Raw genomic sequence first — 26458 nt, 5'->3', positions numbered from 1 at the left:
ACGCCCGCGATGCACCAGCGAGCTATCCCCAAGGGATAGCTCCAAGGTCGTCCACGGAGTTCCAGCCGCCCTCCAGAAACGACGCTCTTGCTGTGCCAACTCCTGCGGTCTATGCGCACCGCTGCGGCAACGGACCGCCTGCCGATCACAAAGCGGTGTCTGCATCAATCGGCTTCCTTGCTGCCGGCATCTCCTGGCCCCGCCAAGCTGACGCCCATCCGATGAACCGCACATTTCCAAGGAGGCTTCATGCGCGTGTTCCTGTGCGAGAAGCCGTCCCAGGGCAAGGACATCGCCCGTGTGCTGGGCGCCGGCCAACGCGGCAACGGCTGCTACAGCGGCGCGGGTGTCGTCGTGACCTGGTGCATCGGTCATCTGGTGGAGGCGGTTCCGCCCGAAGGCTACGGCGAGCAATACAAGCGCTGGGCCATCGAGCAACTGCCCATTCTTCCTGAGCGTTGGCGTGTCGAGCCCAAGGCGGCGACCGCGGCGCAATTCAAGGTCGTGCAGCAGCTCGTCGCCAAGGCGGGCGAGCTGGTGATAGCAACCGACGCCGACCGCGAGGGCGAGATGATCGCCCGCGAGATCATCGACCTGTGCGGCTACCACGGGCCGATTCAGCGCCTGTGGCTGTCGGCGCTCAACGATGCGTCGATCCGCAAGGCGCTGGGTGCGCTCAAGCCGTCCGCCGAGACGCTGCCGCTGTACTACTCGGCCCTGGCCCGCTCGCGTGCCGACTGGCTGATCGGCATGAACCTGAGCCGGCTGTTTACGCTACTCGGTCGACAGGCTGGCTACACCGGTGTGCTGTCGGTGGGCCGGGTGCAGACGCCGACGCTGAAGCTGGTGGTGGATCGCGACCGCGAGATTGCGAGCTTCGTTTCCGTACCGTTCTGGGCCATCGAGGTTGCGCTTTCGCATACAGGCCAGTCCTTCGTCGCAAGCTGGACGCCGCCGCAAGGTAGCACCGACGATGCGGGCCGCTGCCTGCAACAGCCGGTGGCGCAGCAGGCCGCCGAGCGCCTGCGCACGGCCGGCTCTGCCCAGGTGCTGTCGGTAGAAACCGAGCGCGTGCGCGAAGGGCCGCCGCTGCCGTTCGACCTGGGCACGCTGCAGGAGGTGTGCTCCAAGCAGTTGGGGCTCGACGTGCAGGAGACGCTGGACATTGCCCAGGCGCTGTACGAGACGCACAAGGCCACGACCTACCCGCGTTCTGACTCGGGCTACTTGCCCGAGAACATGCTTGCCGAAGTGCCGACGGTGCTGGACAGTCTGGTCAAGACCGATCCCGGCCTGCGCCCCTTGATCGACCGCCTCGACCGCAACCAGCGTTCGCGTGCGTGGAACGACGGCAAGGTATCAGCTCACCACGGCATCATCCCGACGCTGGAGCCCGCCAACCTGTCGGCCATGAACGAGAAGGAGCTGGCCGTCTACCGGCTGATCCGCGCCCACTACCTCGCGCAGTTCCTCCCGCACCACGAGTTCGACCGCACGATGGCGCAGTTCTCGTGCGGCAGTCAGTCGCTGGCGGCCGTGGGCAAGCAGAACGCCGTCACCGGCTGGCGCGAGGTGCTGGCGACGCCGGGGCCGGACGATGCCGATGGCGAGGATGCGCAGCGCAGTCAGGTGCTGCCCGCCCTGCATGCGGGCCTATCCTGCCCGGTCGGAAAGGTGGATCTCAAGGCACTGAAGACCCTGCCGCCCAAGCCCTACACGCAGGGCGAGCTGATCAAGGCCATGAAGACCGTCGCCAAGTTCGTGACCGACCCGCGGCTGAAACAGAAGCTGCGAGATACCACCGGCATCGGCACCGAGGCGACACGCGCCAACATCATCAACGGTCTGATCGGTCGCGGCTACCTGGTCAAGAAAGGCCGTGCCGTCCGCGCTTCCGACGCGGCATTCACGCTCATCGACGCGGTGCCCTCGGCCATCGCCGACCCCGGCACCACGGCGGTGTGGGAGCAGGCGCTGGACATGATCGAGGCCGGCCAGATGGCGCTGGACACCTTCATCGAGAAGCAGTCCGTGTGGGTCGGTCAGCTCGTGCAGCAGTACCGCGGCGCGACGCTCTCGCTCAAGCTGCCGCCGGCGCCGGCCTGCCCACAGTGCGGCGCACCGATGCAGCAGCGCACGGGCAAGAGCGGCGCGTTCTGGTCCTGCTCGCGCTACCCGGACTGCAAGGGCACGTTGCCGATCGAGTCCCCGACGGGCCGGCGCGGCGCACCGCGCAAGCGGCGCGCCGCCTCCAAGGCGTTCTGATCCTGGCTTCCCCCTGCCGCGCCCGCCACTTCAACTGGCGGCAAGGCAAACGTCCCGCACCGCGCGGGACTCCAAAGCGCGCGTCTCCTTCTGCAACGGTGTGCGCGCCCCGTCTGCCCGCCATCGGGCGACGGGGCGAGAAGGTCATTGCTCCATGAATCGCGCCCGCCGCCATTCCCTTGATCGGTGTGCCTTGCCTCGGTCATGAGGGGCTTCCTGACGCCTTGCCGCCGCGCGAGCCGTGAGGAGGCCCCTTGGGCCGAGGGTATTCCGTGCCGGTGCCCGCCGGCGAAACATCGGGCTCCCTTTGTGTGTGGATGCACGCCAGAGGTTTCCGGCCCCAGCCACGAAACGGGCCGGGTGCGATTGCTGACGCAGCGAACGGCTTTGACGACGGCCAGGCGCTATGCCAGCCCACGGGTGGTTTCTTGCTCGATAGCCGAAGACCTGCAGGTCTTCGGCGCCTTTCTCCAACCTGACCGAAGCCCGAAGAGGAGACACCCCATCACCTCAACACATCTTGGGGATCTGCTGACTTGCCAGCTTCATTCAAGCGTGCCGGGTTGCTTCTTCAGCAGCAGGCATTTCGCCAGATAGCTATCCGAGAACGCTCGCAGGTTCGCACGACGCACCGATTGCTCCGCCGCAGTTCCAGGCCCCGCGCGTTTGGGTAGACAGCGGGCGACGACGTCGCCTAGTCGCGCATGGATATGACCGGTTGGATTCAACTCCCAAGCGCCATTGGCTCGACCACCTGGGATCGCCACGACGGCACGGCAACGGATTTCCCCCAGGAAATCCTGCAACAAGTAGTCGCGGGTGGCGATGTATGGAAACACGATCGTGTCCTCGACACCGGCAGGAAAAATCGCTACCGCCGGCAGCATCACATCGTGCGCAAGGTTCAGCACCGCCTTCTTCTGCTCCTCAAGGCTGGCCATCAACTTGGTGTCACTCTTCACCTTGCGGATGACCTTGTTGCGGAACAGTGCAGGTTGTTCCTTCACGAGAAACAACAACGCAGCAAGATAGAAGGGCAATTGCAGGAATGGCAGATCCACCGCCTGGATCAGGCCACTCAACCACTCCAGCTTGGATTCCGCACTGCCAGGCTGGTGGTAGATGTACAGAATGGCTGGCAGGTAACCCGACAGCAGGTCTATGTTCTGCGCAAGCTCAGGCTTGCCGTCCTCCAGCAACCTGTCGAAGTATCCGGCATTGTGCTTGGCCGCCCAGGCACCAAAGCGCCTCCCCAGCAGCTCGGCAAAATCATGCAGTGCCTGGCTGGCGCCTCCAAACTTCTGCCGCTGTTCGAGCATGGCCATCACCGGGTTCAGCTCCAACGGTTTCGAGCGCAGAAGGTTCTCCAGATATTCGGTGTTGGCCGAACGACGGCCTTCGACCATGTCGGTCAGCACATTGTTGTCGAGCACCAGTGAATGCAGCACCTTCGAGCCCGATGGCACCTGTCCCCATTGGTGCAACATCGGCCGGATATACAGCGCATCGATCTCGCCAGGTGGTGAGGCCGCCACCTTCCCATCCACTACCCATGTCTCGCCGATCAGCGGCTCCACCAAGTCGAAGTCTCTCGTTGTGTCCATTCCGCTCCATGTGCCCCCATCGCCGTAATGGTGCAACGCTCGCAGTGTAGCTATCTCATCCCGTCAGGCAGTGACTTTCCGGTGCATTCAAGCACTGGAGCATCTGGCGCAGCCTTCATACGCCATCGCTTCGTCACGGCACCAGTCGTACCCAACCGGGTCCTGGTGCATAGGGCACTAGCCGGATTCGGCGGCATTGCGGTGATGACGGATTTCTGTTTCTTGGACCACAGCGACCCTCCTCGCGCCGATCCTCCCGTCATGCGTCGCTGACTCGTCAGCACCATGCCAGCAGCCAGGGTCATCCGGCTGCCGCGGAGTTCCTCCGTGCGACCCGTCCAGTCCGCTTCGCATCGACCACCGCGGACGCGCGCCCTCGCGGCGCCGATGCCTGCTTTGTTCCATCCACCGGGAGGTTTCCGCTCCCGTTCGGGATGTGGCCTCCGACCTTCGCCAGGAGATCGCCATGCCCCGTCCGCCCCCAGGGGTGCTCCCCAGCCCCGCACAGGCCCGTGCCGATTCCATCGGCCATCTGGCCCTGGTCCACGTCGGCAAGCGCCTGCCCCTCCAGGTCTGCCACAGCGCCGCCGGCCACTACATCGGCACCACCGATGCAGAAGGTCCGGTCTCGCGTGAGTCCGTCCAGTACTTCCGTTCGTACCAGGCCGCCCGCCATGCCCTGGAGACAGGCCACTGGCAACAGCGGCTTACCCCTTAAAACCTTCTCGCCAGGAGATTCCTCATGAACCAGTCCTTGCCCCAAGACGTACTCGATCTGATCGCTCTGGAGGATCTGCATTTTTCCCAAGCGCCCGAAGCGTTCTTCCAGGCGTGGAAGCGCGGCGCCGAAATCGCCGGCCACGAGTGGTTCGGCGACGGCACACGCGAAGGTCTGCAGCGTGCCACCACCAAGTGGGACCTGCGGCCCAACATGCTGATGCTCAACAACGCCTTGGGCGTGCTGAGCAGCGGTCAACGCATGTTCCTGTCCGCGATGGTGAGCTTCTACAACTCCCGCGAGGGCGGCGCGATGCTCAAGCGTTGCGGCTTCGAGGGGCTGTCCGACTTCGGCGGCCTCGATCTGGAACGGCGCCAGGTCATCGCTGACCTCACGCTGCACTACAACGGCTGGTGAGCCGCGCCTGGCAACCCACCGTCTTTTCATCCCACCCCACGAGGGACATGCGTCCCCGTTCGGGGCCATGTCCCTCCTTCTTTTCGCAGGAGCGGCCATGTCCCGAATCAGCATCTTCCACTGACCTGCACCGCCCGCCACCAGGGCGGCCCGACGCCGCGGCCGGCTGACCGGCTGCCACTTCATCCACTCGCTGGGGTTCAATCCCCGGCAGGGGATTGCCTCGGCCATCCTCTGCTGGAGGAATCCCATGTCCCATTCCAAAAACCCCTTCGTCCGCGGCTACGATGGCCTGTCCGTGCAGCGGCTGCTGGCGATTTCCTACGACGACGACTGCCCGCTGAGCTATCTGCCGCTGCACGTCTCGCAGTCGCACCTGCCGGACAGCCAGGTCGAGCGCCATGCCTGCGTCTTCTGCGACGACTTCGCGCTGATCACCGAGGGCCAGAACGTGCCGCCCGAGCTGGACGCGCAGTGTCCCAGCCACGGCATCGCCCGAAACCTCGTCTACACCGTCATGGCCGAAGAAGCCGGCCAGCCGCTGCACGTCGGCGATACCTACTCCGAGGAAGCCGCGCGCGAGGTGGTACGCCGCCTGCGCTTCGAGACCGGGTTCTACAGCCGTGCCTGGGAAATCAGTTCGGCGCACATCACCGAGGAGGCCGGTCGCTTCCTCGCCGAACTGGCGGACATCGCCACGCCGAGCGGTTTTCTGTTCGTGGCCTTCCGCATTCCCTACAGCCCGGCGGTCGGCATGAAGCTGATCGCCACGCCCTGGACGGATGCGAACCTGCAGCATGTCGAGGGCATCACCGCCGAAGAGCTTCGGCAGGAGCACCGGGCCAAGGGCATGCCGGAGTCCCTCGTGGAAGTGTTGCACCTGGCTGCGCTCGCCGACGTGCGGCTGCTGATCTTCGATGCCGACGCGCCCGTGCTGGACGGACTGACGCTCTACGACGACGAGTAACCCGCAACCCATTCGAGCCCCCACGTCGGGGCTCTTCTTTTTCGCGGAACGCGGTGCCGGCGCATTGCCGATTCCCGGCGGACGGCCGCCGCCATGTGCCGCACGCTGGCCGCATGTTCGCTGGCGTTGCCGGCAGCATGCCCAGGCAGTCGAGACCTTCGAGACTGCGGTGCGGTCCGCCGCGCTGGTCGTTTCTTTCGCCGGACGCATGCCGCGTCCATCCACCTCACCCTCAAGGGATCGACCTCCCTTGCGGGCGGGAGTCCCTTGGTTGCCACAAGGAGTCTCCCCATGGATACCCAAGCCATCCGCGCACAGATGCCGACGCTCGTCGTCGGTCATGTGCCTTCCAACGTCCGTTCGTTCAAGTTCAACATCTTCGACGGCCAGCCCAAGGTTTCGACGCTGGGCTTTCACATCGACCCGAAGCCTTTCGAGGGCAAGGTCATCGCCACCACCGACGAGGCCATCGTCGTCAAGACGGGACGGGCCGAGTTCGCGGTGCTCGATCGCACCCTCGTGACCGAAGTGCCCGACGAGGGCGCCAAGGTGCAGGTCGAACCCTATGTCAGACGCCGCTTCGACGGTCAGCGGGCGGACACGCCCGAGGAGCAAACCGAGTTCACCGCCGACGGCCAGCCCTACACGGTGAAGCGGTTCGTGCTCGGGTCCGCACCGGCGAAGCTGCCGATCCCCGAGCCGCGCTGCCCCGAGCTGCAGGAACTGATCGTCCAACTGGAGCAGTTGCCCGCTCCCGACGGTTTCCGGCGCGTCACCCACCTGTTGGTGGATGCCGGTGCGCGGGACATCACCTGGGTCGATCCGCTGCCCGCCGACATCATCCGCACGCCACCGGCCATCGGCTTCACCGTCGCCACGATGAAGTTCCAGGGTCGCGTCACCGTGCTGTATGAGCGTGGCCTCGACCTCTACGCGGTGGAGCTGCACCGCGCCGGCGAGCTGGTCGAACGGGTCGATGAAGTGTTCTTCGACACCCTCGGCGAGACGCTGGAACGGCTGATCGACGACGGGAGCTGGAGACGCATCCGCGTGCAGTGCCTGTCGGGTCGCAAGGCTGTCCGGCACTGACCTCCCAGCAGCTTCCCGCCTTCGCGGCGGGAAGCCTCTCTTTCTGCCTCCCTGGAGATCACACCCATGACTGTTCGATTCAAAGGCACGGAGCTGCGGCCCGTGCTCGCCGAAGCGGTGGCGAATCAGTGCCGCGTCATCCTGGTCAAGGATCACGGCGTGTACTTCCTGGCCGAGCGCGGCGAGCGCCGACCCGATGGTCGCCAGAAGACCATCGCCTATGCCGCCGGCTGCAACCCGGATGTCGATGCGTTCGATGACTGGTGGGAGCTGGCGCGCGCCGAGTTCGGTGGCGACGACTTCGGCGAGTTCTTCGATCCGCAGGAGGGCGTGTTTGCGCGCATCCTGCACAGCGAGGACGACCTCGACGTGTCCGCCACCGCGACACACCTGTCGCTGCAGGCGGTTCCTTCCACGCCCAGCGGCAACTGACCGCCCATCCCTGGCCCCCGCTCCGGGGGCCTCATTCTTCCCGGCAATGCGGACAGCCGCGAGTGCCGATTGCCGCTCGCCTGCGCGCCGTCCTGGCGCCACGCTTCCGGCCATGTTCCGCTGACGTCCGTCAGCGACATGCCCAGGCAGCCACGATCTTCAAGGCTGCGACGCGGTTCCGACCGCGTTGATCACTCCAGTTCGCACCGGCATCCATGCGCGAACGGCCATCGGTTCTCGATGGCGATGCCTCCAAGCTGTTCCATCAACCCACGCGGGGGTTCCACACCTTCCCCGCCTGGGTCGGGTGTGTCTCCGCCTCATTGTTCTCAGGAGATTCACCATGACCACTTCCAACGAAAAGTCCTACTTCGATCTGCACATCACCGGCCTCGGGTATCTCAATCGCATCCGCGAAGTGAAGCCCAAGAAAGGCGATGCGTTCCTGGCCTGCGACATCGCGGCTCTGAACGGTCCCAGCGATGACGTCTCGTATGTGCGTTTCGACACGCGCGTATCGGGATCGGAAGCGCAGCACCTGGTGCGCCGCTGCATTCAGGCGGCCGACGCCGAGAAGAAGGTGATGATCGGGTTCCGCCTGGGCGACTTGTGGACCGACACCTTCACCTACTCCAAGGGCAAGCGTGCCGGCGAGCAGGGTGTGAGCCTCAAGGCCCGCCTGCTGTTCGTCAGTTGGATCAAGGTCGACGGCAAGCTCGTCTACAAGGCCGAACCAAAGCCGACCGAGACCGACGAGCGCGACCCGGAAGTCCCTGTGACGTCCGACGCGCCCGCAGCGCAGCAAGCCTCGGCACCGGAGCCTTCCAAGCCCGTCGCCGATGCTGCCGACGACGCTGCCGATGCCCCCGCATTGGCCGTTGCCGAGTCGTTCTGATCCGCAAGGCCCCATCCCCGGGGCCTTGTCTTCTCTTCGTCAGCAGGAGACCTTCATGATCACCATCCCCGGCCAACTGGCCATCAAGACCATCCACGGCAGGAACGGCGACTTCAACGTCGGCCGCCTGGCGACCTCGATCGGCGAGTTCGTCGTGAAGAACGCCGAACTCGATCAGTACCGCGAGGGCAAGTACGACGGTGATTTCGTCATCGTCGAGATTCGCCCCTCCACGTACAACGCCAACGGCCGCATGGTCATCGAGATCCGCGCCCATCTGGGCGGGATGACGCTGTCCAACATCGACGCCCTGAGCCGCGACGAAGCCCGCCGGCTGAGTCCGCAGGAAGTCGATCCGATCGACGAGGAAGCGCAGGCGCCCGTGCCGGCAACGCCCCCGGCCAAGCCGAAGGCGAAGCCGCGCAGTCCGCGCGATCCCCTGGTCGATACCACGCCGTTCGGCAGCGAACCGGCTCCCGTGTCCGCTGCGGCCTCGGCCGAGGCAGACGACGCGGCGCTGTTCGGTGCCTTGTGGCCCCTGGGCGAGACCGTGAAGCTCGATGCGACCGTGGATCGTCGTGTGCTGCGTCAGCAGCGCGACCGTCTCGACAAGCTGGGCTACGAGTTCGCTCCGTTGTCCCAGGACTGGCACCTCAAAGCTGCCTGATCCATCCGCCGCCTTGCGCGGCATTCCGCCACCCGCCGGGGTTCTCGCCCGACGGGGAGGGCTCCGGCCATTTCTTCAAGGAGACCTTCATGGGCTGGACCTTCGTTCGTCAGACGCGCGATCAGTTGATCCGCGAGCTGATCGCTCCGCAGGCGTCCGAACGCGCTTGCTGCGAAGTCATCGACCACACGCTGGACGGCGACGTTCTGTGGACCGTGGTTCGCGTCACCGCCAGGCAGGCGGGCGTCATGGGCCTCGCGGCCGGTGAGTCCGTCTGCTACATCGGCTGCCACCTGCTGGAAAGCTCGGGCGGCGATTGGGGCTACAAGTCCCTCGATGAGTCCGCGCATCCGTACTACTACTCGTGCCCGCTGCGCTATCTCGACATGGCGCCGGTGCAAAGCTCCGAGTGGCGCGAGCGGGTTCACCGCTTCCACGCAGGACGCACCGTCTAGCGGCACGCATCTTCCTTCACCCAACCGGGGCGAGCACGGCCCCGCGGGCTGTGGTTGCTCCTTCTTTTCCAAGAGGACATCACCATGCCTGCACCTTCTTCCGCGAAACCGCTGTACCGCATCGACGAATGCCCCGATCTCATGGCCGACGGTTGCGTCGGTGACGAGCAGGGCAATCTCGTCTTTCTCTCGATCTGGGCGCGCGACACCGCCGTTCAGGAGTTCCTCGCCCGCCTGACCCTCGGCCGGGATGACCAGGGACTGGATCAGTTCCACGTCATCACCGAGCAGGGTGCATCCATCCCGGTCTTCGTCGGCAACGTCGAGAACCTGGAAAAGCGCATCACCCGCGCCTATCGGCGAACGCTGTTCGGTTCGCTGACGAATGTGTGGCTGTTCGATCGTCGCTGCGTGAAGCCAGACAAGGCCAACGCCAGCGCGCTGGCGCTTCTGCCCAGGGATTCCGCGCACCGGCTCGACCGGTTGTGGACGCTGGTGCAGGACACCTGCCCGCTGCCACTGCTCGACCACTGGCGCGACACCGTGCTGGACCTGTTGCAGACACGGCGGATGCTGACCGGTCTTCCCTTGGCCCTCGGGCCGCTGGAAGGTCATCGGCTGGCCCTCGATGTCGCCGCGCTGACGAAGGCGCTGGGCGAGCTGATCCGCAACGGCACCCTCGGTGCCACGCAGTACGAACTGGCCGCGAACGCACCGCTTCGGCGTGTGGCGTGAGCCATCCCAACGGGCATGCGCGCCGCGCGTGCCCGCCTTCCCTCATCCATCATCAGGAGAAATCCATGGCACTCATGTTTCCGCGCCTGGCGCGCAATTTCATCCGTAACGGCTACTTCCCCACCGACGAGCCGACGCTGGAGCGGGCCTTGTCCGCACTGGCGCCGTCTCCCGGCTCCATGTCCATCCTCGATCCCTGCGCCGGCGAAGGCGTGGCGATTGCCGAAGCCGCCCACGCCCTCGGGCGCGAGCAGGTCCAGGCCTTCGCCGTCGAGTACGACGCCGAGCGTGCCCGCCACGCACGGCAACTGGTCGATCGCTGCATCCACGGTGACCTGATGGACTCGCTGATCTCGCGTCAGTCCTTCGGGCTGCTGTGGCTGAACCCGCCGTATGGCGACCTGAGCAAGGACGTGAACGGCAACATCGGCTATCAGGGCCAGGGCCGTGCGCGGCTGGAAAAGCTGTTCTATCAGCGCGCGCTGCCGCTGCTGCAGTACGGTGGCGTGCTGGTCTTCATCGTGCCGTCCTACGTGCTCGACGCCGAGCTGGTCGGATGGCTGACGCGCCACTTCGCCGGCCTGCGCATCTACCGTGCGGTGGAAACGCAGTTCAAGCAGGTGGTGATCTTCGGTCGCAGGATTCGTCAACGCGACCAGGCGTCGGAGTCGGTCAAAGCCGTGCGCGGTCTGCTGCTGCAGATCGGACAGGGTGACGCCGAAGCCGAGGAGCTGCCGCTCGAATGGCCGTTCCTGCCGTACACCGTCCCTGCCAGCCCGGCCGAGCCGGAGCACTTCTATCGCGTGACGATGGAGCCCGAGCAGTTCGCCGATGAAGTCGGCCGGCTGCAAGGACTCTGGCCGGCGCTCGATACCCACCTGGGCGCCGCGCAGCAATCGCTGCGTCCGCCCGCGCGGGCCTTGTCGCACTGGCATCTCGCCCTGGCCCTGGCCGCAGGCGCGATCTCCGGCGTGGTGAAGTCCAAGAGCGGGCGCGTGCTCGTCGTCAAAGGTGATACCCACAAGGAGAAGACCCTCCAGACGGAATACACCGAACGCGACGACGGCTCCGTGGCCGAGACGCGCATCCTCACCGACAAGTTCGTGCCGGTCATTCGTGCATGGGACTTGACGCTGGGCTCGCCCACGTGGGGCGAAGTGCTGACCATCCGCTGATCGCTGTTCCCTGACGGTTCGCCGTCGCTTTCATCCACCCACCGGGGTCACGTCGCCCCGATGGGGTGCCGTGGCCCCTTCTTCCAGAAGGAGAAACCACCAAGGCACTCGCAGTCCTCAACCTCTCGTCACAAGCACGCTTTTCGCCCGGGCAGGTGGTCATGACCGCCGGCGTCGACGAGCTGGTCCGACAGGGCCGGCTCAACCCCACGCCGTACCTGCGCCGCCATCTTCATGGCGAATGGGGCGACCTGAGCGACAGCGATCGGCGGCAGAACGACGCCGCGCTGAAGTCCGGCGAGGATCGTCTGTTCTCGTCCTACCAGGTCACGCGCGACCTGAAGCTCTGGATCATCACCGAATGGGATCGCAGCGTCACCACGCTGCTGTTGCCCAGCGAATACTGATCCAAATCCAGCGGCCTCGCGCCGCTTCTTTCTTCCCACCCAGGGGCATGTCACCGCCCCGTGGGGGAGGTGCATGCCCCATTGCTTTGGAGCATCACCATGTCCCTCGATCTCGAAACCGTTCCCGAAACCGCTGTGCAGGGCGACCTGCTCGAAACGGCTGCTTCACCCCTCACGCTCAGCCTGCAGGACTTCGTATCGGAGTTCGGCGACGAGTTGCTCGATTCGCTGAACCGCGCCAATCCTCCGGTCTACACCGGCCAGGTGCGGGTGCATCGGCAACTGATCCTCGCCGCGCTCAAGCGCAAGCTGTTCCCGGCGCAAGCCGATGTGGTCCATGCCGTCACCGAGCTACTGGTCGACCGCGGCGAACGCGCCGCGATCGTCAATGGCGAGATGGGTTGCGGCAAGACGACCGTCGGCATCGCCACGGCCGCCGTGCTCAACGCCGAAGGCTACCGCCGCACCCTGGTGCTCTCGCCACCCCACCTGGTCTACAAGTGGCGGCGCGAGATCCAGGAGACGGTGGCCGGTGCCAAGGTCTGGGTGCTCAATGGCCCGGACACGCTGGTCAAGCTGCTGAAACTGCGCGAGCAGTTGGGCGTGCCGGCCCAGGGCCAGGAGTTCTTCGTCCTGGGCCGCGTGCGGATGCGGATGGGGTTCCACTGGAAGCCTGTCTTCGTTCGGCGGCGCATGCCTCACGGCGACGTGGGGGCCTGCCCGGATTGCGGGCATGTCATCACCGACCTCGACGGCGAGCCGATCAACCCGGTCGAGCTGGAAGCCGAGGAGTCCCGCCGCAAGTGCAGCCACTGCCGTGCACCGCTGTGGTCGTTGATCCGTCCGAGAGGCCTGTCCGCCAGCGACCAGTCCTCGACCGTGCTCAAGGCACTGAAGCGTATTCCAACCATCGGGGAAGTCACCGCGCAGAAGCTGATGCAAAAGTTCGGTGACGCCTTCCTCGCGTCGATGCTCGGGGACAACATCCACGAGTTCATCAACCTGATGGATGGTAACGGCGAGCTGGTCTTCTCGGACCGGCAAGCCCATCGGATGGAACGTGCGATGGCCAACATGGAGTTCGGCTTCGGCGAGGGCGGCTACCAGCCGTCCGAGTTCATCAAGAGGCAGCTTCCCCAAGGCACGTTCGACCTGCTCATCGCCGACGAGGCACACGAGTACAAGAACGGCGGCTCCGCACAGGGCCAGGCCATGGGGGTGTTGGCGGCCAAGGCGCGCAAGACGCTGCTGCTCACCGGCACACTGATGGGCGGCTACGGCGACGACCTGTTCCACCTGCTGTTCCGAGCCCTGCCGGGGCGGATGATCGAAGACGGCTACCGGCCGACGAAGAGCGGCAGCATGACGTCGGCCGCGATGGCGTTCATGCGCGATCACGGTGTCTTGAAGGACATCTATTCCGAGAGCACTGGCACGGCGCACAAGACGGCCAAGGGCACCAAGGTATCGGTGCGCACGGTCAAGGCGCCGGGCTTCGGTCCGAAGGGCGTGCTGCGTTGCGTCCTGCCGTTCACGGTCTTCCTCAAGTTGAAGGACATCGGTGGCAACGTGCTGCCGCCCTACGACGAGGAGTTCCGCGAAGTCGCGATGGACACGGCGCAGGCCGCGGCCTACCGCGATCTGGCGGGTCGGCTGACCCAGGAGCTGAAGCAGGCCCTGGCGAAGCGCGACACGACGCTGCTCGGTGTAGTCCTCAATGTGCTGCTGGCCTGGCCGGACTGCTGCTTCCGGTCGGAAACGGTGGTGCATCCGCGCACACGCAACACCTTGGCGTTCGTGCCGGCTCAGTTCAACGAGCTGGAGGTGATGCCCAAGGAACGCGAGCTGATCGAGATCTGCAAGCAGGAGAAGGCGGAAGGTCGCAAGACCCTGGTCTATTCGGTCTACACCGGCACGCGCGACACCACGTCGCGCCTGAAGGTGCTGCTGGAGCAGGAGGGCTTCAAGGTGGCGGTACTGCGCGCGAGCGTGGATGCCTCCCGCCGGGAAGACTGGATCGCCGAGCAGTTGGACCGTGGCATCGACGTGCTCATCACCAATCCCGAGCTGGTGAAAACCGGCCTGGACCTGCTGGAGTTCCCGACCATCGTGTTCCTCCAGTCGGGCTACAACGTGTATTCGCTGCAGCAGGCCGCCCGGCGCTCATGGCGCATCGGCCAGAAGCAGCCGGTGCGCGTGATCTACCTCGGCTACGCCAACTCCTCGCAGATGACCTGCCTGGGGTTGATGGCCCGGAAGATCATGGTGTCGCAGAGCACGTCGGGCGACGTGCCCGAGTCCGGACTCGATGTCCTGAACCAGGACGGCGACTCGGTGGAGGTGGCACTGGCACGGCAGCTTGTCACGGTCTGATCCATGTGCTCATGCCGGCGGCCCCTCGGGGTCGCCGGCTTCTTTCCACGGCCCTTCGGGGCCGTTTTTCTTGGGCGTATGAGACAGTCCATGGCGCCGCCCGCCATGTATTCGGGCGGGCGTCAGTGCGTTTTGTTTGCTGCCCGCAGGCCAAGCGGCGGCGATGGTGAGCGCTCCGTGTTCCAGGGAAGCGCCCTCCATGCAACCATCCATCCGCGCTGTTCACCGCCTGGCCCTCGCCGCTGGCTTGCTGGCCGGCAGTCTGTTGGCCGCCGGCTGCGCCACGACCGCCGCACCGTCTGCGCCAGCGGTGCCGGCCGCATCGCCAACCGCCGTCGTGCCGGAGCCGGGTTTCGTTCCGGTGGCCCGCTACGGCCGCTACACCCTGGTCGAGCTGGTGCCGGAACCTGCGCAGCGTGATCTCTTGCAGCAGGCGGTGGAGGTCTCTATTCCGCCCATGCTCGATGCCAGCGTGGGCGATGCCATGCGCCATGTGTTGCTGCGCTCCGGCTATCGGCTCTGCGATGCGGCCGAGGCCGCCACGCTCTACGCGCTGCCGCTGCCTGCCGCACACCTGCGCCTGGGTCCGCTGATGCTGCGCGATGCCTTGCTGACCCTTGCCGGCCCCGCCTGGGAGCTGTCGGTCGATGACTTGACCCGCCAGGTCTGCTTCAGCCGGCACGGTGCTTCCACCTTCCTTTCCGCCAACCCGCCCGGCACCGCCACGCCCGTGCCGGACGCCGACCGGCCCGAGGAGATGCAGCCATGACCTTTCCCCAAGCGCCATCCGAGCGCAATTCCCGCACGCGCTGGCTCAAGATCTCCGCGGCCTTCTGGCTGGTGCTCATCAGTGCCGTGGCACTCATCAACAGCGTCGGCCTGTCGCGGCTCGCCGAGCAGACCCAGGGCAGCGCACAGGATTCGCAGGTCAATGCGCTGGGCCTGCGCGTGGCCGATCTCGAACAACAGGCCGATGCGGACAAGCGCCGGCCGGCGCCGATCAGCCAGGCCGAATTCACCACCGCGCGGCAGGCGCTGGACGAAAGGATGACGCGCCTCGAAGAGGCCGATGAGGCGAGGGCCCTGGCCATCGACCTACAGACGCTGCAGGCGCGCGTGAACGGAATCGAGACCCGCCTGGAGAAGACCCGGCAGGTGGCATCCGCCGCTCGCCCGCGTGCTCCGGTTGCGACGAAGCCCAAGGTGCCGGAGCCGCCGTTCCGGGTGCTCGGCGTGGAGCTGCGGGGAGGCGAACGCTTTCTGTCGATCACCTCCACCGCCGCGGCCTCGCTCGCGGGTGCCCGGCTGCTGCGCGAAGGCGATGCCGAGGGCGGCTGGCAACTGCAGTCGATCGAGGCGCAGGCGGGCGTGTTCCAGGTGAACGGCCAGACGCAGCGCGTTGCGGTGCCGTAGGAGGTCGCCATGAACCTGCGGCCGTTGCTCGCTGCCATCGTCCTGTTCGCCGCTTTCGGCGCATCCGCCCAGCCGGCCCCGGTGACGAATTCGCGCATGGTGCCCGCCCAGGTGCAGCCGGGCACTGATGCCGCGCTCGACGAGAGGCAGGCGCGGGAGTGGGGGCTTCACGCCGAGGAGTGGGCGCGTTACCGGCAACTGATGCAGGGGCCGCTCGGGGTCTATTCGCCCCAGCTCGATCCACTCACGGCGCTGGGCATCGAGGCCCGCAGCGAGGAGGAGCGCAGGCGCTACGCAGAGTTGCAGGTGCAGGCCGAGGCTCGGCGCGTCGGCAAGACGCTGGCCTACCAGCGGGCCTACGACGCGGCGTGGCAGCGCCTGTTTCCCGGCCAGCCGCGCGTGAGCCTGCCCGGCGCCAAGGCGCAGGGTGCCGGCAACACCGGTTCGGGGCGCCTGGCCGTCTTCGTCAAGGCCGACTGCGCACCGTGCGCGCAGCGCGTGCAGCAGTTGCAGGCGGCCGGTACGGCCTTCGATCTCTACATGGTCGGCAGCCGTCAGGACGACGCGCGCATCCGGCAGTGGGCCACCCAGGCGGGCATCGACCCGGCCAGGGTGCGCGCCCGCACCATCACGCTCAATCATGATGCCGGGCGCTGGCTGTCGCTCGGCCTGCCCGGCGAGCTGCCGGCCATGGTGCGCGAGGTGAACGGTCAATGGCAGCGGCAATAGGTACTCCGGGCCGGGTGCGTCGGCCATCCCGCGTCGCCATCCGCTGCGCCAGCGCCGCGCTGCTGCTCGCCACCGGCGGCTGGGCGTTGGCCGCCCTGGCGCGGGAAGTGCCGCCGCCGGCCTATCGACTGGCGGCGCATCGTGCAGACGTGCCGGCGGCGGTGCTGTACGCGGTGGCCTTGCAGGAGAGCGGCGCCATGCTGCGCGGGCGTCTGATCCCCTGGCCGTGGACGCTCAACGTCGCCGGCACGCCGCAGCGCTATGCCACCCGCGCCGAGGCCTGCGCGGGGCTGCACCGTGCGCTCGCCCACACGCCGGCCAATCGCATTGACGCCGGCCTCGGCCAGGTCAATCTCGGCTACCACACGCATCGCTACACGCAGCCCTGCGAGCTGCTGGACCCGTACCGCAACCTCGCCATCGCTGCGGAAATCCTGCGCGAGCAGCACACGCCGGGCGAGGACTGGCTGCTTGCCATCGGCCGCTACCACCGGCCCGCCGGCGGGGCACCCGCGGCGCGCTACCGGCGCAGTGTGCATCGGCACCTGACCCGCGTGCTCGACCCCGGCGTTCCCGTTCCCACCCTCCAGGCCACCACGCCATGAACCACATCGTTCTCATCGCCGCCATCGGGCTGCTGCCCACGACCACCGTCTTCGCCCAGACCGTCTCCGCGCCGTTGATCGTCGTCGAAGACCGCGGCGGCGACTCCGCGCTGCCGTACTACCAGTCGCTGAATCCTCAGCCGGATCAGGCCACACCGCCGGCCCCGATGCCAACCCCTCGCGCGGGCAACGCGGCCGACGCCGAAGCCCCCATGCTGCCGGTGCGCTCGACGCAACTGTCGCCGGGCGACGTGCAGCGCCGCGTCATCCGGGCGCCGGGCCTGACGGCGCTGTTCCTGGTCGGCGACGACGAGCGGTCGCGTGCCTGGCTGCGGCAGCGGCAGGCGGCGCTGCGCGAGCTGCAGGCCGTGGGCCTGGTGGTCAACGTGGAGTCGATGGCCGCGCTGACGGCGCTGCGCAGGCTGGCTCCTGGCCTGACCCTCTCGCCGGTCTCCGGCGACGACCTGGCCCAGCGCCTGGGCCTGCGCCACTACCCGGTGCTCATTACGTCCACCGGCGTCGAGCAGTAGGTGCGCCAATGGCCCAACCGCATGCGGTCGAGGTGCTGCTGCGGCCAGCGGTGGAGCTTTACACCGTGGCGGTCTGCACCGGCGCCGCGATTCTGTGCCTGGTGGCACCGTGGTCGCTCGCGCTGAACCCGCTGCTCGGCCTGGGCTCGGCGCTGGCCTTCCTGACCTTCGGCGCGATTCGCCTGCGCGATGCCTGGGCGATCCTGCGCTATCGCCGCAACATCCGCCGCCTGCCGCGCTACGTGATGACCAGCCGCGACGTGCCGGTGAGTCAGCAACGGATGTTCGTCGGCCGGGGCTTTCGCTGGGAGCAGCGGCACACGCACCGGCTGATGCAGACCTACCGGCCGGAGTTCCGCCGCTACGTCGAGCCGACGACGATCTACCGGGCCGCCCGGCGGCTGGAGGAGCGGCTTGAGTTCGCGCCGTTTCCCGTCTCGACGCTGGCGCGCGCGCTGGCCTGGGACAGCCCGCTCAACCCGGCGCGACCGCTGCCGCCGGTCGGCGGACTGCCGCGCCTGCATGGCATCGAACCGGCCGAGGTCGACGTCACCCTGCCGCTGGGCGAGCGCGTCGGCCACAGCCTGGTGCTGGGCACCACGCGCGTGGGCAAGACGAGGCTGGCCGAGCTGTTCATCACGCAAGACATCCGCCGCAAGGTCCGCGGCGAGCACGAGGTGGTGATCGTCTTCGACCCCAAGGGCGATGCGGACCTGTTGAAGCGCATGTACGTGGAGGCCAAGCGCGCCGGGCGCGAAGGCGAGTTTTACGTGTTTCATCTGGGCTGGCCGGACATCTCGGCGCGCTACAACGCCGTCGGCCGGTTCGGGCGGATCTCCGAGGTGGCCACGCGCATCGCCGGACAGCTCTCGGGCGAAGGCAACAGCGCCGCGTTCCGCGAATTCGCCTGGCGCTTCGTCAACATCATCGCGCGCGCCCTGGTCGAGCTGGGGCAGCGGCCGGACTACCTGCTGATCCAGCGCCACGTCATCAACATCGACGCGCTGTTCATCGAATACGCCCAGCACTACTTCGCCAAGAACGAGCCGAAGGCCTGGGAGGTCATCGTCCAGCTCGAAGCGAAGCTGAACGACAAGAACATCCCGCGCAACATGATCGGGCGCGAGAAGCGCGTGGTGGCCCTCGAACAGTACCTGTCCCAAGTGCGCATCTACGACCCGGTGCTCGACGGCCTGCGCAGCGCCGTGCGCTACGACCGGACGTACTTCGACAAGATCGTCGCTTCGCTGCTGCCGCTGCTGGAGAAGCTCACCACCGGCAAGATCGCGCAACTGCTCGCGCCGAACTATTCGGATCTGTCCGACCCGCGGCCGATCTTCGACTGGATGCAGGTCATCCGCAAACGCGCGGTGGTCTACGTGGGGCTGGATGCGCTGTCCGACGCCGAAGTTGCGGCGGCGGTGGGCAACTCGATGTTCAGCGATCTGGTCTCGGTGGCCGGCCACATCTACAAGTTCGGCATCGACGACGGGCTGCCCGGCGCCGCGGTGGGCACCAAGATTCCGATCAACGTCCACGCGGACGAATTCAATGAACTCATGGGCGACGAGTTCATCCCGATGGTCAACAAGGGCGGCGGTGCCGGCGTGCAGGTGACGGCCTACACGCAGACCTTGAGCGACATCGAGGCGCGCATCGGCAACCGTGCCAAGGCCGGCCAGGTGGTCGGCAACTTCAACAACCTGTTCATGCTGCGCGTGCGCGAGACCGCCACCGCCGAGCTGCTGACGCGACAACTGCCCAAGGTCGAGGTGTACGCCACGGCACTGATGAGCGGCGCCACCGACAGCTCCGACCCGCACGGCAATACCGCGTTCACGTCCAACACCCAGGACCGCATCAGCAGCAACAGCGTGCCGTTGATCGAGCCGGCGCATGTGGTGGCGCTGCCCAAGGGGCAGTGCTTCGCGCTGACCGAGGGCGGCAACCTCTGGAAAGTCCGCATGCCGCTGCCCGCACCCGATCCCGACGAAGCCATGCCGAAGGATCTGCAGGAGCTGGCCGGCTACATGCGACAGCACTACGTCGAGGCCGGCGACTGGTGGGAGAACCAAGGCATCCCCGGCCTGCAGGACAAGGCGCTGCCCGACGACCTGCTGGACGACTTCAAGCAGATGGCCGCCGCTGAAGAGGCCGAAGCATGAGCGATGCGGCCGTCGCGGCACAGCGCCAGCAGCAACGACAGCAGGGGCTGATCGCCGGCCTGGTCACGCTGCCGTTCCGCTTCTTCGGCGTGCTGTGCGGCGCGCTGCTGCTGTGCATCCTGATCGAATGCGTCGGCATGCACTTCTTCTGGCCCGATCAGGGCTGGCGCCACGCGCAGGGCATGCTGCACTACGAGCTGGATCAGCTCTCCACGCATTTCACGCGCAGCGCGCTGGTGCAGGAGCCGGGGCGCACCGCGCACCGGCTGGTCGAACAGGGCTACGACTGGCTGTTCGTGAAAAGCGGTCTGCTGGACTGGATACGCGACGCCTCGGCGCAGGCCAGCGCCGGCAACCACCGCCCGACCAAGGATTTCCGCTACTACCTGGGTCTGGTCTACGTGCATCTGGAGAGCTACCTGATCGCGGCGGCCTACACGACGCTCGTCTTTCTCGTGCGGCTGCTGGTGCTGTGCCTGACCCTGCCACTGTTCCTGATGGCCGCCTTCGTCGGGTTGGTGGACGGCCTGGTGCGCCGGGACATCCGCCGCTTCGGCGCGGGACGCGAATCGGGGTTCATCTATCACCGCGCTAGGGCCAGCCTGATCCCGCTGGCCGTGCTGCCGTGGGTGACTTACCTGGCACTGCCGGTCAGCGTGAACCCGCTGCTGATCCTGCTGCCCAGCGCTGCATTGCTCGGCGTGGCGGTGTGTATCGCGGCAGCGACGTTCAAGAAGTACTTGTAAGAACGCGCAAATGGCGCATAAGAGTCACCCCCTTGCGGTCGTGGCCGTGATCGCTTTTCAGCGGCGCCTGCTTCGCCCCGGCCATGGCAGTTCTCCCGTCAGTTCAGCCAAGCCTCCATCGTCTTCGACACGTGCGCCGAAGCGGTTCACCTCAACCTCCGGCAAATCGTCGCTGTCGAACCATAGCAAGGAGATGGTGGTATCGGTGCGCTGGTAATGTCTTGAAAGTTCCCAGAGGTCAAGGCCCTTTTCCCAGTTGTCGAACCAGATGTCCTGTGAAACTTCCCCCGTCTCAGTAGCGCTATTCCCTGAAGAGCGGATTCGGTGAGCCACGGAGCCTGCTGGAATGACCGACCTGGGAGGTATCCAGGCCCCTGCTTGCCGCAAGGCCGTTGAGCGTGCGGCATACCGCACCGCACCGCGCTCCATGGTGACGAATGCGCACGGCATATCGCTAAGACTGGCAAACCTTGACGCCGCTGCAGGGAATGATGTGCCGAACAAGTCGGCCATGTGTTGGATGAGATCCAGGGAGGGCTCTTCCTTGGGAACAGCGGAGAGCCATTGCTGATAGGGCATCAGCAGTTCAGCGGCAAACGTGTCGCAGGCGATCTCGTTCGGATGTCGCTTTGCATAGGACCATGACGGCACCTCGTCGTGACTCGATTCCAAGCCAAGCACGATATGGGCTATTTCGTGGCAGACAGTGAAGCGCTGGCGCTCGTCAGTTTCCAGCGAATTCACAGTGATGATGTGCTTCCCGTTCGGCTTGGTAACGGTATAGCCAGACTCCCCCTCGCCAAGCTCATCCTTCTTGATCTTGGCGTTAGCCGCGGTCACATACGGGGAGAGGTCTTCTCGGATGTTCGAAACATCGACTCTCGCGACAAACGCGCGCGCTCTCTGCCTGACATCCGCCTCGTCCATGTTCAGTCGTCCTCGTCGTCGTCGAAGGCCTTCTTGATTCGGGCGATGAGCGTCGCGGGGTCAGGCCTTGCATTTCCCCGATGCCTGACTCCAGCCGCGGCCGAAAAAACATCGATGCTGATCGAGGGATCTTGTAGCACGAATTCAACAAGGCTTGGATCAGCGTCTGCGTGGTCAACCAGCCACATCACGAGTGCGGCATCTCTTTCTCCCGGCTTGAGAACCTTCAACAGCTTCTCAACCAAGTCTTGGGATGGGTTTGTCTTCTCGCCTGTTTCGAGGCGGTGGACATAAGCATGATCAACTGACGATAGCTGGCCGATCTCACGCAGGGAAAGGGTTCTGCGTTCGCGTAGCGTCTTGAGGGCGACGCCTAGGCCTGTTTGCGACATGAGTTCTGATCCTTGCGGTTGCGGGAAGAAGGGCCAAGCCCTCTGTTGCCCCTCCACATCCGGTTGATGTTCAAAGGCGCACGCCGCACGCCAGTTGCACCGGCACACGTGCTCTGATACATTGTTGTCCAGCCAGACAACAGGCGTAGGTTTTACGCCTGCACCAGGTTGGATTGGCTTGGCCATCCTGTTGTCTGCGTGAGCAACGAATTGTGCTACAGCGGGAGGCCATTGACAACCCAGCCGAGCGGCTGGGACTTCGATAGTTCCACTGTAGGAGAGCCATCATGGCAGGCAAGAATCAGCATGTTGTTCCTCATCAGGACGGTTGGGCCGTCAAGGGAGCCGGCAATCAGCGGGCGACCTCCGTGCACGACACGCAGCAACAGGCCATTGACGCAGCGAGGGATATCGCACGCAACCAGCAGTCCGAACTCGTCATCCATCGTCCGGATGGCCGTATCCGTGATAAGGACAGCCACGGCAACGACTCCTTCCCGCCGAAGGGCTGAAGTGCCATGACGGGCATCCCTACCTACCATGTGCTCGCCCTGTCAGGGGGCGGTTATCGCGGCCTGTACACCGCCACGGTTCTCGCCGAACTCGAAACCGCGCTGGGTCGTCCGATCGCTTCGCACTTTGATCTGATTTGCGGCACATCGGCAGGAGGGATGCTCGCTTTGGGGCTGGCTGCGGAAATTCCGGCCCACGAACTCAAGGCACTGTTTGAAGAACAGGGCAGCCGCATCTTTGGTTGCCGCAGCCTTCCACGGCAGCTTCTTGGATTCTGGTTGACCGCAAAGCATGACTCAGCGGGATTGAAGGAAGTGCTGACCGAGCGCTTCCAAGGGACCACGATAGGCGACCTGAAACATCGTGTTCTTGTGCCGGCAGTCAACTACTCGACGGGACGTGGGCAGTTCTTCAAGACACCGCACCATCCGTCCTTTGAGCTGGATCACCGCATGAAGGTCGTTGATGTGGCATTGGCGACTGCTGCCGCGCCGGTCTATTTCCCTCTGGCGCGCAACGACCGCGGTGTCTTCGCGGACGGGGGGCTGGTGGGCAATGCCCCGGGCCTCTTCGGGTTGCACGAAGTCAAGACGTTCCTGGCGCCGAAACAGGATGCGCTGGTTCGGGTCCTCGCCATCGGCACGATGACCATCGGTGCGACCGTTCGCGGCGGCGCCAGCCTCGACCGCGGATTCGGCAAGTGGCGTGGGGGACTCTTCGACCTCGTGATCTCCGCCCAGGAGTCGTCGGTGGACTACATGCTGCGGCAAGCGCTGGGCAACAACTACTTCCAGATCGACGACAAGGCGACACCGGATCAAAGCAAGGACGTGAAGGCGCTGGATCGGGTTTCCATTGGCGCCACGAACACGCTCAAGGATCGCGGCAACCACGCGGCGCAGCGTGCGCTCGGCGATCCTCATTTCCAACCGTTTCGAGCGCACCAGGCCGGCGCTCCCATCTTCTATCACGGCCCCAACAAGAATGTTCCGGAGGCCGCATGCTGAACTTGAGCCCGCTCTTCTTCACCACCCTTGATAACGAATCGTGCATGCACGACGAGTTGGATCTGACGCCTGAGCAGCGCGCCTGGATCGCCAGCGCACGCACTGACGTCAGGGACTGCTTGCGCACAGGCATCCCCCGCGTGCTTAGGACAAGCGGATACACGGAAGACGTGCCGCAGCCGCGCTTCTTCACGCAAGGGTCGTGGGCATACAAGACGCTGAACTCCCCGGCACAACGCCCTCAGCAGGCGGATGTCGATGATGGCTGCTATCTGCCAATGAGCTTCGTCTCGCAGACGAGGCGTCCCAGCACTGCCGCGACGGTGTTCTTTGCCGCTGCGGAAGAAGCATTGAAGCCGCTGGTCGAGGAGAAGCGGTGGAAGCTTGTCACCGACAAGCCGACGTGCATCCGCATCGTCATTGCTGCGTACGCCCACATTGACATCCCGCTGTACGCGATCCCCGATCAAGAATTTGTCAATTTGGCAGAGGCCTCGATGAGGCGCTATGGGTATGACTCTCTGATGGACGCTGTGATCAAAGCGGAGCGGGACGCTTGGACGGCATTGCCTCGCGAGAAGGTGCTCCTCGCCCATCGGGAATGCAACTGGATGCCCTCCGACCCCAGGCCCGTGAAGGAATGGTTCCTTGGCGAAGTGGAAGCCAAGGGGGAGCAGTTCCGGCGTGTGGTTCGTTACCTGAAAGCCTTCCGCGATTGGAGGTGGTCCAGCGGAGGACCTGCCTCGATCCTGTTGATGGCCGCCGCGGCCCCACTCTTTGAGAAACGCGATAGGCGCGACGACCTCGCTCTGCTGGATGTCGTCGCGGCACTGCCAGCCCGGTTGCGTGGGGGAGTGAACAACCCCGTGGAAGAGTCCGAATCGCTCACGGAGCGACTTGGCCAAGCGGGTGTCGAAGATGCGGCCAAAGCATTCGAAGAGTTTGAGAAAGTGCTTCGCGGAGCAACCGGCGCCGGCAGTCCTTCACAGGCCTGCATCTGGATGCGAGGCGAGTTCGGCCCGCGTTTTCCGGACGAGCCAGATCGGATCAAGGTGGTGTCCGTTGCCGCCACCATTGCCGCGGCTCCCGCCACTGCTGGTCCTAGCGAACTTATCGGACGAACGAAAGCGGGATGAGCAGCGCCGCAGCGGTCGCAGACGTGATCGAGGCCTTCAAGCAGCGAGGCTTCGAGTTTGTTGGCAAGACGGATGACGGCTGGTTCAGGCTGCACGGGCGGTTGACCCCGCCCCAAGCAGACAAGGGTTGTTCGTGCGAAGTCCAGCTCGACCCCAGGTTCTTCGACTTGCCTCGCATCCGGCTGCTGGAAATCCCTCCTGAGCTGCCCGCAGCGGTTCCTCATCTTGGGGCAGATGGCGGGCTTTGCTATCTCGCCAAGGGCGCCGTCGTTCTGGACATCTACGATCCTGTCGGACAGTCGCTGGCGTGCCTGCAACGCGCGGCCGTCGTGTTCGGGCAGATCATGCAGGGGGAGATGATCGAAGACCTCGCGGAAGAGTTCTTCGCCTATTGGCAGGGCTGGCATTGTTTCGTGGACATGCAAGGCGAGGATCTAGGGCGGCAGAACTGCATCGTCGCGCAGGCCAATGGGTGCCCTTTGTGGTTCATTACCGACAACGAAGATCGAACTACTGAGAAGCTGAAGTCGCTCGGCTACCAAGTCACCGATAGAACGGTGCTGACTTACCGGGTCAAGACTGGTGCTCAACCCCGTCCTCTGAGTAGGAATTGGCCTCCTGAAACAGTCGGGGATATCCTGGCGTGGCAAAGCTCTCTTGACCCTCGGTGCCGGCGCAAGATTCACGAGCGTATCAAGGAGGGGGAGAGGAAGAAGGCCAACGGAGTTCTGATCGTCATCGAGTCTCCGCTGATGACCTATGGCTTTGCGGTTCTCTACGACCGCCAAAGTCCTGTCCAAAAGAGCAAGCTCGTAGATCGCAGGGATTCGAGCTATGGGTTGAAGGTGATGCCCATCTCGGTGGTCAGAATTGACGATCGGTATCTTGCCCAGCGGAACATGCCGAATTCAAAGACGCTTGCAGGGAAGAACATCGCCGTCGTTGGGTGCGGCACGATTGGCGGCTATCTGTCGGATATGCTCGTCAAGGCTGGAGCGGGGACATGTGGCGGAAAACTCACGTTGGTGGATTTCGACTGCCTTCTCCCGCAAAACATCGGGCGTCATCGCCTGGGATTTCCCGACCTGTTGTCTAACAAAGCCGAGGCTATGGCGAAGGAACTCAAGCGCTTGACGCCAGGCGCCGAGATTCGTGCGCTGCCCGTGGATGTCAGGCAGGCCCAACTGGGAGAGCCGGACCTGCTCATAGATGCCACCGGGGAAGAATCCCTCGGGCATTGGCTGTGCGGCCACTATCCGCCTCCGACGCCCATGCTTTCGGTCTGGATCGAGGGGCCGGGAACGGCTGTCCGCACGCTTCTGAGGACGAACGCGTCTGGTGCGTGCTATCGATGTCTTTGGCACAGCAACAGGAGAGGCGAGCTCCGTTCTACCATTGATCCTCTTCCTGCCATTCTGGCGGGGCATGGATGCGAGGGCTTGTACGTGCCATTCCCCGCTTCGGTGTCGGTGCACGCTGCCAGCCTGGGCGCTGAGATGACCCTTGATTGGGTCAACGGCGTCTATACCCCCGCGTTACGAACCAGGTTGATCGACCGCGCCCAGCAGCTTGCTACGCCAGATTGCGATCCGCTGCGGGATCGGGAATGCCCCTTATGCAGTTCATGAGTTCTTGGGCGGCCGACGACAACAGAACGCTGCTGCATTTCTCGAAGTCCACGCTGGAGACCTTCCGCCAGCATGTTCAGGCCAGTGATTCTGACTGCGAAGCTGGCGGGCTGCTGCTCGGTTCGGTCCATGGAACTCACATGCTCATTGAGCAGGCAACGGTTCCTACGGCATGGGACAAACGGTTTCGCTACCTGTTCGAGAGAATGCCATTCGGCCACGAAGCCATTGCACTGGCTCAATGGACGGCGAGCCACGGAACTATCCGATATTTGGGCGAATGGCACACCCATCCGGAAGACAACCCCAACCCGTCTGGCCTCGATAGATCGGAATGGAACCGTCTGTCGGCCAAGCGTCGGGATAAGCGACCAACGCTCGCTGTCATTGTTGGCCGACATGCCCTGTATATTGAGTTGGTGCCAAGCTCAGGCCAAGGATCAGTATTCTCCCCTGTGGAATAGCGGC

Annotated in this window: 28 protein-coding genes; 25 read left to right on the top strand and 3 right to left on the bottom strand. The window is 65.1% G+C overall.

The annotated features are described in order from the left end of the window. Window positions 1-249: 249 nt before the first annotated feature. Window positions 250-2265 carry a DNA topoisomerase III gene (locus tag LWW89_RS08820; protein ID WP_023093157.1) on the top strand — a complete coding sequence of 672 codons (2016 nt, stop codon included), beginning with the start codon at window positions 250-252 and terminating at the stop codon, window positions 2263-2265. A gap of 545 nt (window positions 2266-2810) precedes the next feature. Here the strand turns inward: LWW89_RS08820 and LWW89_RS08815 are convergent. Beyond that, window positions 2811-3845 (bottom strand): hypothetical protein, encoded by a 1035-nt coding sequence (locus tag LWW89_RS08815; protein ID WP_205954406.1) that lies wholly within the window; start codon window positions 3843-3845, stop codon window positions 2811-2813. A 490-nt stretch (window positions 3846-4335) separates the two neighbouring features. On the opposite strand from LWW89_RS08815, the gene LWW89_RS08810 reads away from it, so the two are divergent. The 19 genes from LWW89_RS08810 (at window position 4336) to LWW89_RS08720 (ending at window position 20387) form a co-directional block, all read left to right on the top strand. Then, window positions 4336-4587, top strand: coding sequence for a hypothetical protein (locus LWW89_RS08810; protein ID WP_023093155.1), 252 nt, complete (start codon window positions 4336-4338; stop codon window positions 4585-4587). 24 nt (window positions 4588-4611) lie between these two features. After that, a complete protein-coding gene (locus tag LWW89_RS08805; protein ID WP_023093154.1) occupies window positions 4612-5004 on the top strand; it encodes a hypothetical protein in 393 nt (130 codons plus the stop codon). Window positions 5005-5254: 250 nt separating this feature from the next. Then, window positions 5255-5971: a hypothetical protein gene (locus LWW89_RS08800; RefSeq protein ID WP_023093153.1), complete on the top strand. Its 717-nt coding sequence runs from the start codon at window positions 5255-5257 to the stop codon at window positions 5969-5971. 291 nt (window positions 5972-6262) lie between these two features. After that, window positions 6263-7060, top strand: coding sequence for a hypothetical protein (locus LWW89_RS08795; protein WP_023093152.1), 798 nt, complete (start codon window positions 6263-6265; stop codon window positions 7058-7060). A gap of 66 nt (window positions 7061-7126) precedes the next feature. Next, window positions 7127-7492, top strand: a complete 366-nt coding sequence (locus LWW89_RS08790) for a DUF3085 domain-containing protein (protein ID WP_023093151.1) — start codon at window positions 7127-7129, stop codon at window positions 7490-7492. A 343-nt stretch (window positions 7493-7835) separates the two neighbouring features. Then, a complete protein-coding gene (locus tag LWW89_RS08785; RefSeq protein ID WP_023093150.1) occupies window positions 7836-8387 on the top strand; it encodes an STY4534 family ICE replication protein in 552 nt (183 codons plus the stop codon). A gap of 55 nt (window positions 8388-8442) precedes the next feature. Continuing rightward, window positions 8443-9054 carry a DUF3275 family protein gene (locus LWW89_RS08780; protein WP_003294141.1) on the top strand — a complete coding sequence of 204 codons (612 nt, stop codon included), beginning with the start codon at window positions 8443-8445 and terminating at the stop codon, window positions 9052-9054. Between the two features lie 89 nt (window positions 9055-9143). Beyond that, a complete protein-coding gene (locus LWW89_RS08775) occupies window positions 9144-9509 on the top strand; it encodes a hypothetical protein (RefSeq protein WP_023093149.1) in 366 nt (121 codons plus the stop codon). A gap of 84 nt (window positions 9510-9593) precedes the next feature. Then, window positions 9594-10244: a hypothetical protein gene (locus LWW89_RS08770; protein WP_023093148.1), complete on the top strand. Its 651-nt coding sequence runs from the start codon at window positions 9594-9596 to the stop codon at window positions 10242-10244. Window positions 10245-10309: 65 nt separating this feature from the next. Continuing rightward, window positions 10310-11419, top strand: a complete 1110-nt coding sequence (locus LWW89_RS08765; protein ID WP_023093147.1) for a DUF6094 domain-containing protein — start codon at window positions 10310-10312, stop codon at window positions 11417-11419. A gap of 161 nt (window positions 11420-11580) precedes the next feature. Beyond that, complete coding sequence (locus LWW89_RS08760) at window positions 11581-11826, top strand: hypothetical protein (RefSeq protein WP_023093146.1); 246 nt, start codon at window positions 11581-11583, stop codon at window positions 11824-11826. A gap of 99 nt (window positions 11827-11925) precedes the next feature. Beyond that, complete coding sequence (locus LWW89_RS08755) at window positions 11926-14199, top strand: helicase-related protein (RefSeq protein WP_023093145.1); 2274 nt, start codon at window positions 11926-11928, stop codon at window positions 14197-14199. A 199-nt stretch (window positions 14200-14398) separates the two neighbouring features. Further along, on the top strand, window positions 14399-14968 hold the full coding sequence (locus LWW89_RS08750; RefSeq protein ID WP_023093144.1) for a PilL N-terminal domain-containing protein: 570 nt from the start codon (window positions 14399-14401) through the stop codon (window positions 14966-14968). Then, the gene (locus LWW89_RS08745) at window positions 14965-15612 is read left to right on the top strand and encodes a hypothetical protein (RefSeq protein WP_023093143.1); all 648 of its coding nucleotides are present in this window, start codon (window positions 14965-14967) and stop codon (window positions 15610-15612) included. Before LWW89_RS08750 ends, LWW89_RS08745 begins: the two co-directional genes overlap by 4 nt. 9 nt (window positions 15613-15621) lie before the next feature. Further along, window positions 15622-16341, top strand: coding sequence for a TIGR03759 family integrating conjugative element protein (locus tag LWW89_RS08740; RefSeq protein ID WP_023093142.1), 720 nt, complete (start codon window positions 15622-15624; stop codon window positions 16339-16341). After that, window positions 16326-16946 carry a hypothetical protein gene (locus LWW89_RS08735; protein ID WP_023093141.1) on the top strand — a complete coding sequence of 207 codons (621 nt, stop codon included), beginning with the start codon at window positions 16326-16328 and terminating at the stop codon, window positions 16944-16946. The genes LWW89_RS08740 and LWW89_RS08735 overlap by 16 nt, the downstream gene beginning before the upstream one ends. Further along, entirely contained in the window at window positions 16943-17476 is a 534-nt protein-coding gene (locus tag LWW89_RS08730) for an integrating conjugative element protein (RefSeq protein ID WP_023093140.1), read from the top strand. Before LWW89_RS08735 ends, LWW89_RS08730 begins: the two co-directional genes overlap by 4 nt. Window positions 17477-17484: 8 nt before the next feature. Next, the gene (gene traD, locus LWW89_RS08725; RefSeq protein WP_023093139.1) at window positions 17485-19641 is read left to right on the top strand and encodes a type IV conjugative transfer system coupling protein TraD; all 2157 of its coding nucleotides are present in this window, start codon (window positions 17485-17487) and stop codon (window positions 19639-19641) included. After that, entirely contained in the window at window positions 19638-20387 is a 750-nt protein-coding gene (locus LWW89_RS08720; protein WP_023093138.1) for a TIGR03747 family integrating conjugative element membrane protein, read from the top strand. Before traD ends, LWW89_RS08720 begins: the two co-directional genes overlap by 4 nt. Before the next feature lie 57 nt (window positions 20388-20444). Here the strand turns inward: LWW89_RS08720 and LWW89_RS08715 are convergent, their stop codons facing one another. Both LWW89_RS08715 and LWW89_RS08710 read right to left on the bottom strand, forming a co-directional pair. Continuing rightward, window positions 20445-21314, bottom strand: a complete 870-nt coding sequence (locus LWW89_RS08715) for an ImmA/IrrE family metallo-endopeptidase (protein ID WP_023093136.1) — start codon at window positions 21312-21314, stop codon at window positions 20445-20447. Between the two features lie 2 nt (window positions 21315-21316). Continuing rightward, window positions 21317-21892 (bottom strand): helix-turn-helix transcriptional regulator, encoded by a 576-nt coding sequence (locus LWW89_RS08710; protein ID WP_293263646.1) that lies wholly within the window; start codon window positions 21890-21892, stop codon window positions 21317-21319. A gap of 101 nt (window positions 21893-21993) precedes the next feature. Between LWW89_RS08710 and LWW89_RS08705 the strand changes: the two genes are divergently transcribed. Genes LWW89_RS08705 through LWW89_RS08685 form a run of 5 tightly spaced genes read left to right on the top strand, consistent with a single transcriptional unit; the run spans window position 21994 to window position 26454 of the window. Continuing rightward, on the top strand, window positions 21994-22218 hold the full coding sequence (locus LWW89_RS08705) for a DUF2188 domain-containing protein (protein ID WP_023093135.1): 225 nt from the start codon (window positions 21994-21996) through the stop codon (window positions 22216-22218). Between the two features lie 6 nt (window positions 22219-22224). Next, entirely contained in the window at window positions 22225-23226 is a 1002-nt protein-coding gene (locus tag LWW89_RS08700) for a CBASS cGAMP-activated phospholipase (RefSeq protein ID WP_023093134.1), read from the top strand. Then, window positions 23220-24362 (top strand): cyclic GMP-AMP synthase DncV-like nucleotidyltransferase, encoded by a 1143-nt coding sequence (locus LWW89_RS08695; protein WP_023093133.1) that lies wholly within the window; start codon window positions 23220-23222, stop codon window positions 24360-24362. The genes LWW89_RS08700 and LWW89_RS08695 overlap by 7 nt, the downstream gene beginning before the upstream one ends. Further along, window positions 24359-25990: a ThiF family adenylyltransferase gene (locus LWW89_RS08690; RefSeq protein WP_023093132.1), complete on the top strand. Its 1632-nt coding sequence runs from the start codon at window positions 24359-24361 to the stop codon at window positions 25988-25990. The genes LWW89_RS08695 and LWW89_RS08690 overlap by 4 nt, the downstream gene beginning before the upstream one ends. After that, window positions 25969-26454 carry a Mov34/MPN/PAD-1 family protein gene (locus tag LWW89_RS08685; protein ID WP_328590613.1) on the top strand — a complete coding sequence of 162 codons (486 nt, stop codon included), beginning with the start codon at window positions 25969-25971 and terminating at the stop codon, window positions 26452-26454. The genes LWW89_RS08690 and LWW89_RS08685 overlap by 22 nt, the downstream gene beginning before the upstream one ends. Window positions 26455-26458 lie beyond the last annotated feature (4 nt).

This window comes from Oryzomicrobium sp., assembly GCF_021287045.1.
Lineage (GTDB): Bacteria > Pseudomonadota > Gammaproteobacteria > Burkholderiales > Rhodocyclaceae > Oryzomicrobium.
The sequence above is the reverse complement of the archived record's forward strand: the minus strand, read 5'-3'. Positions and strand labels throughout refer to the sequence as shown.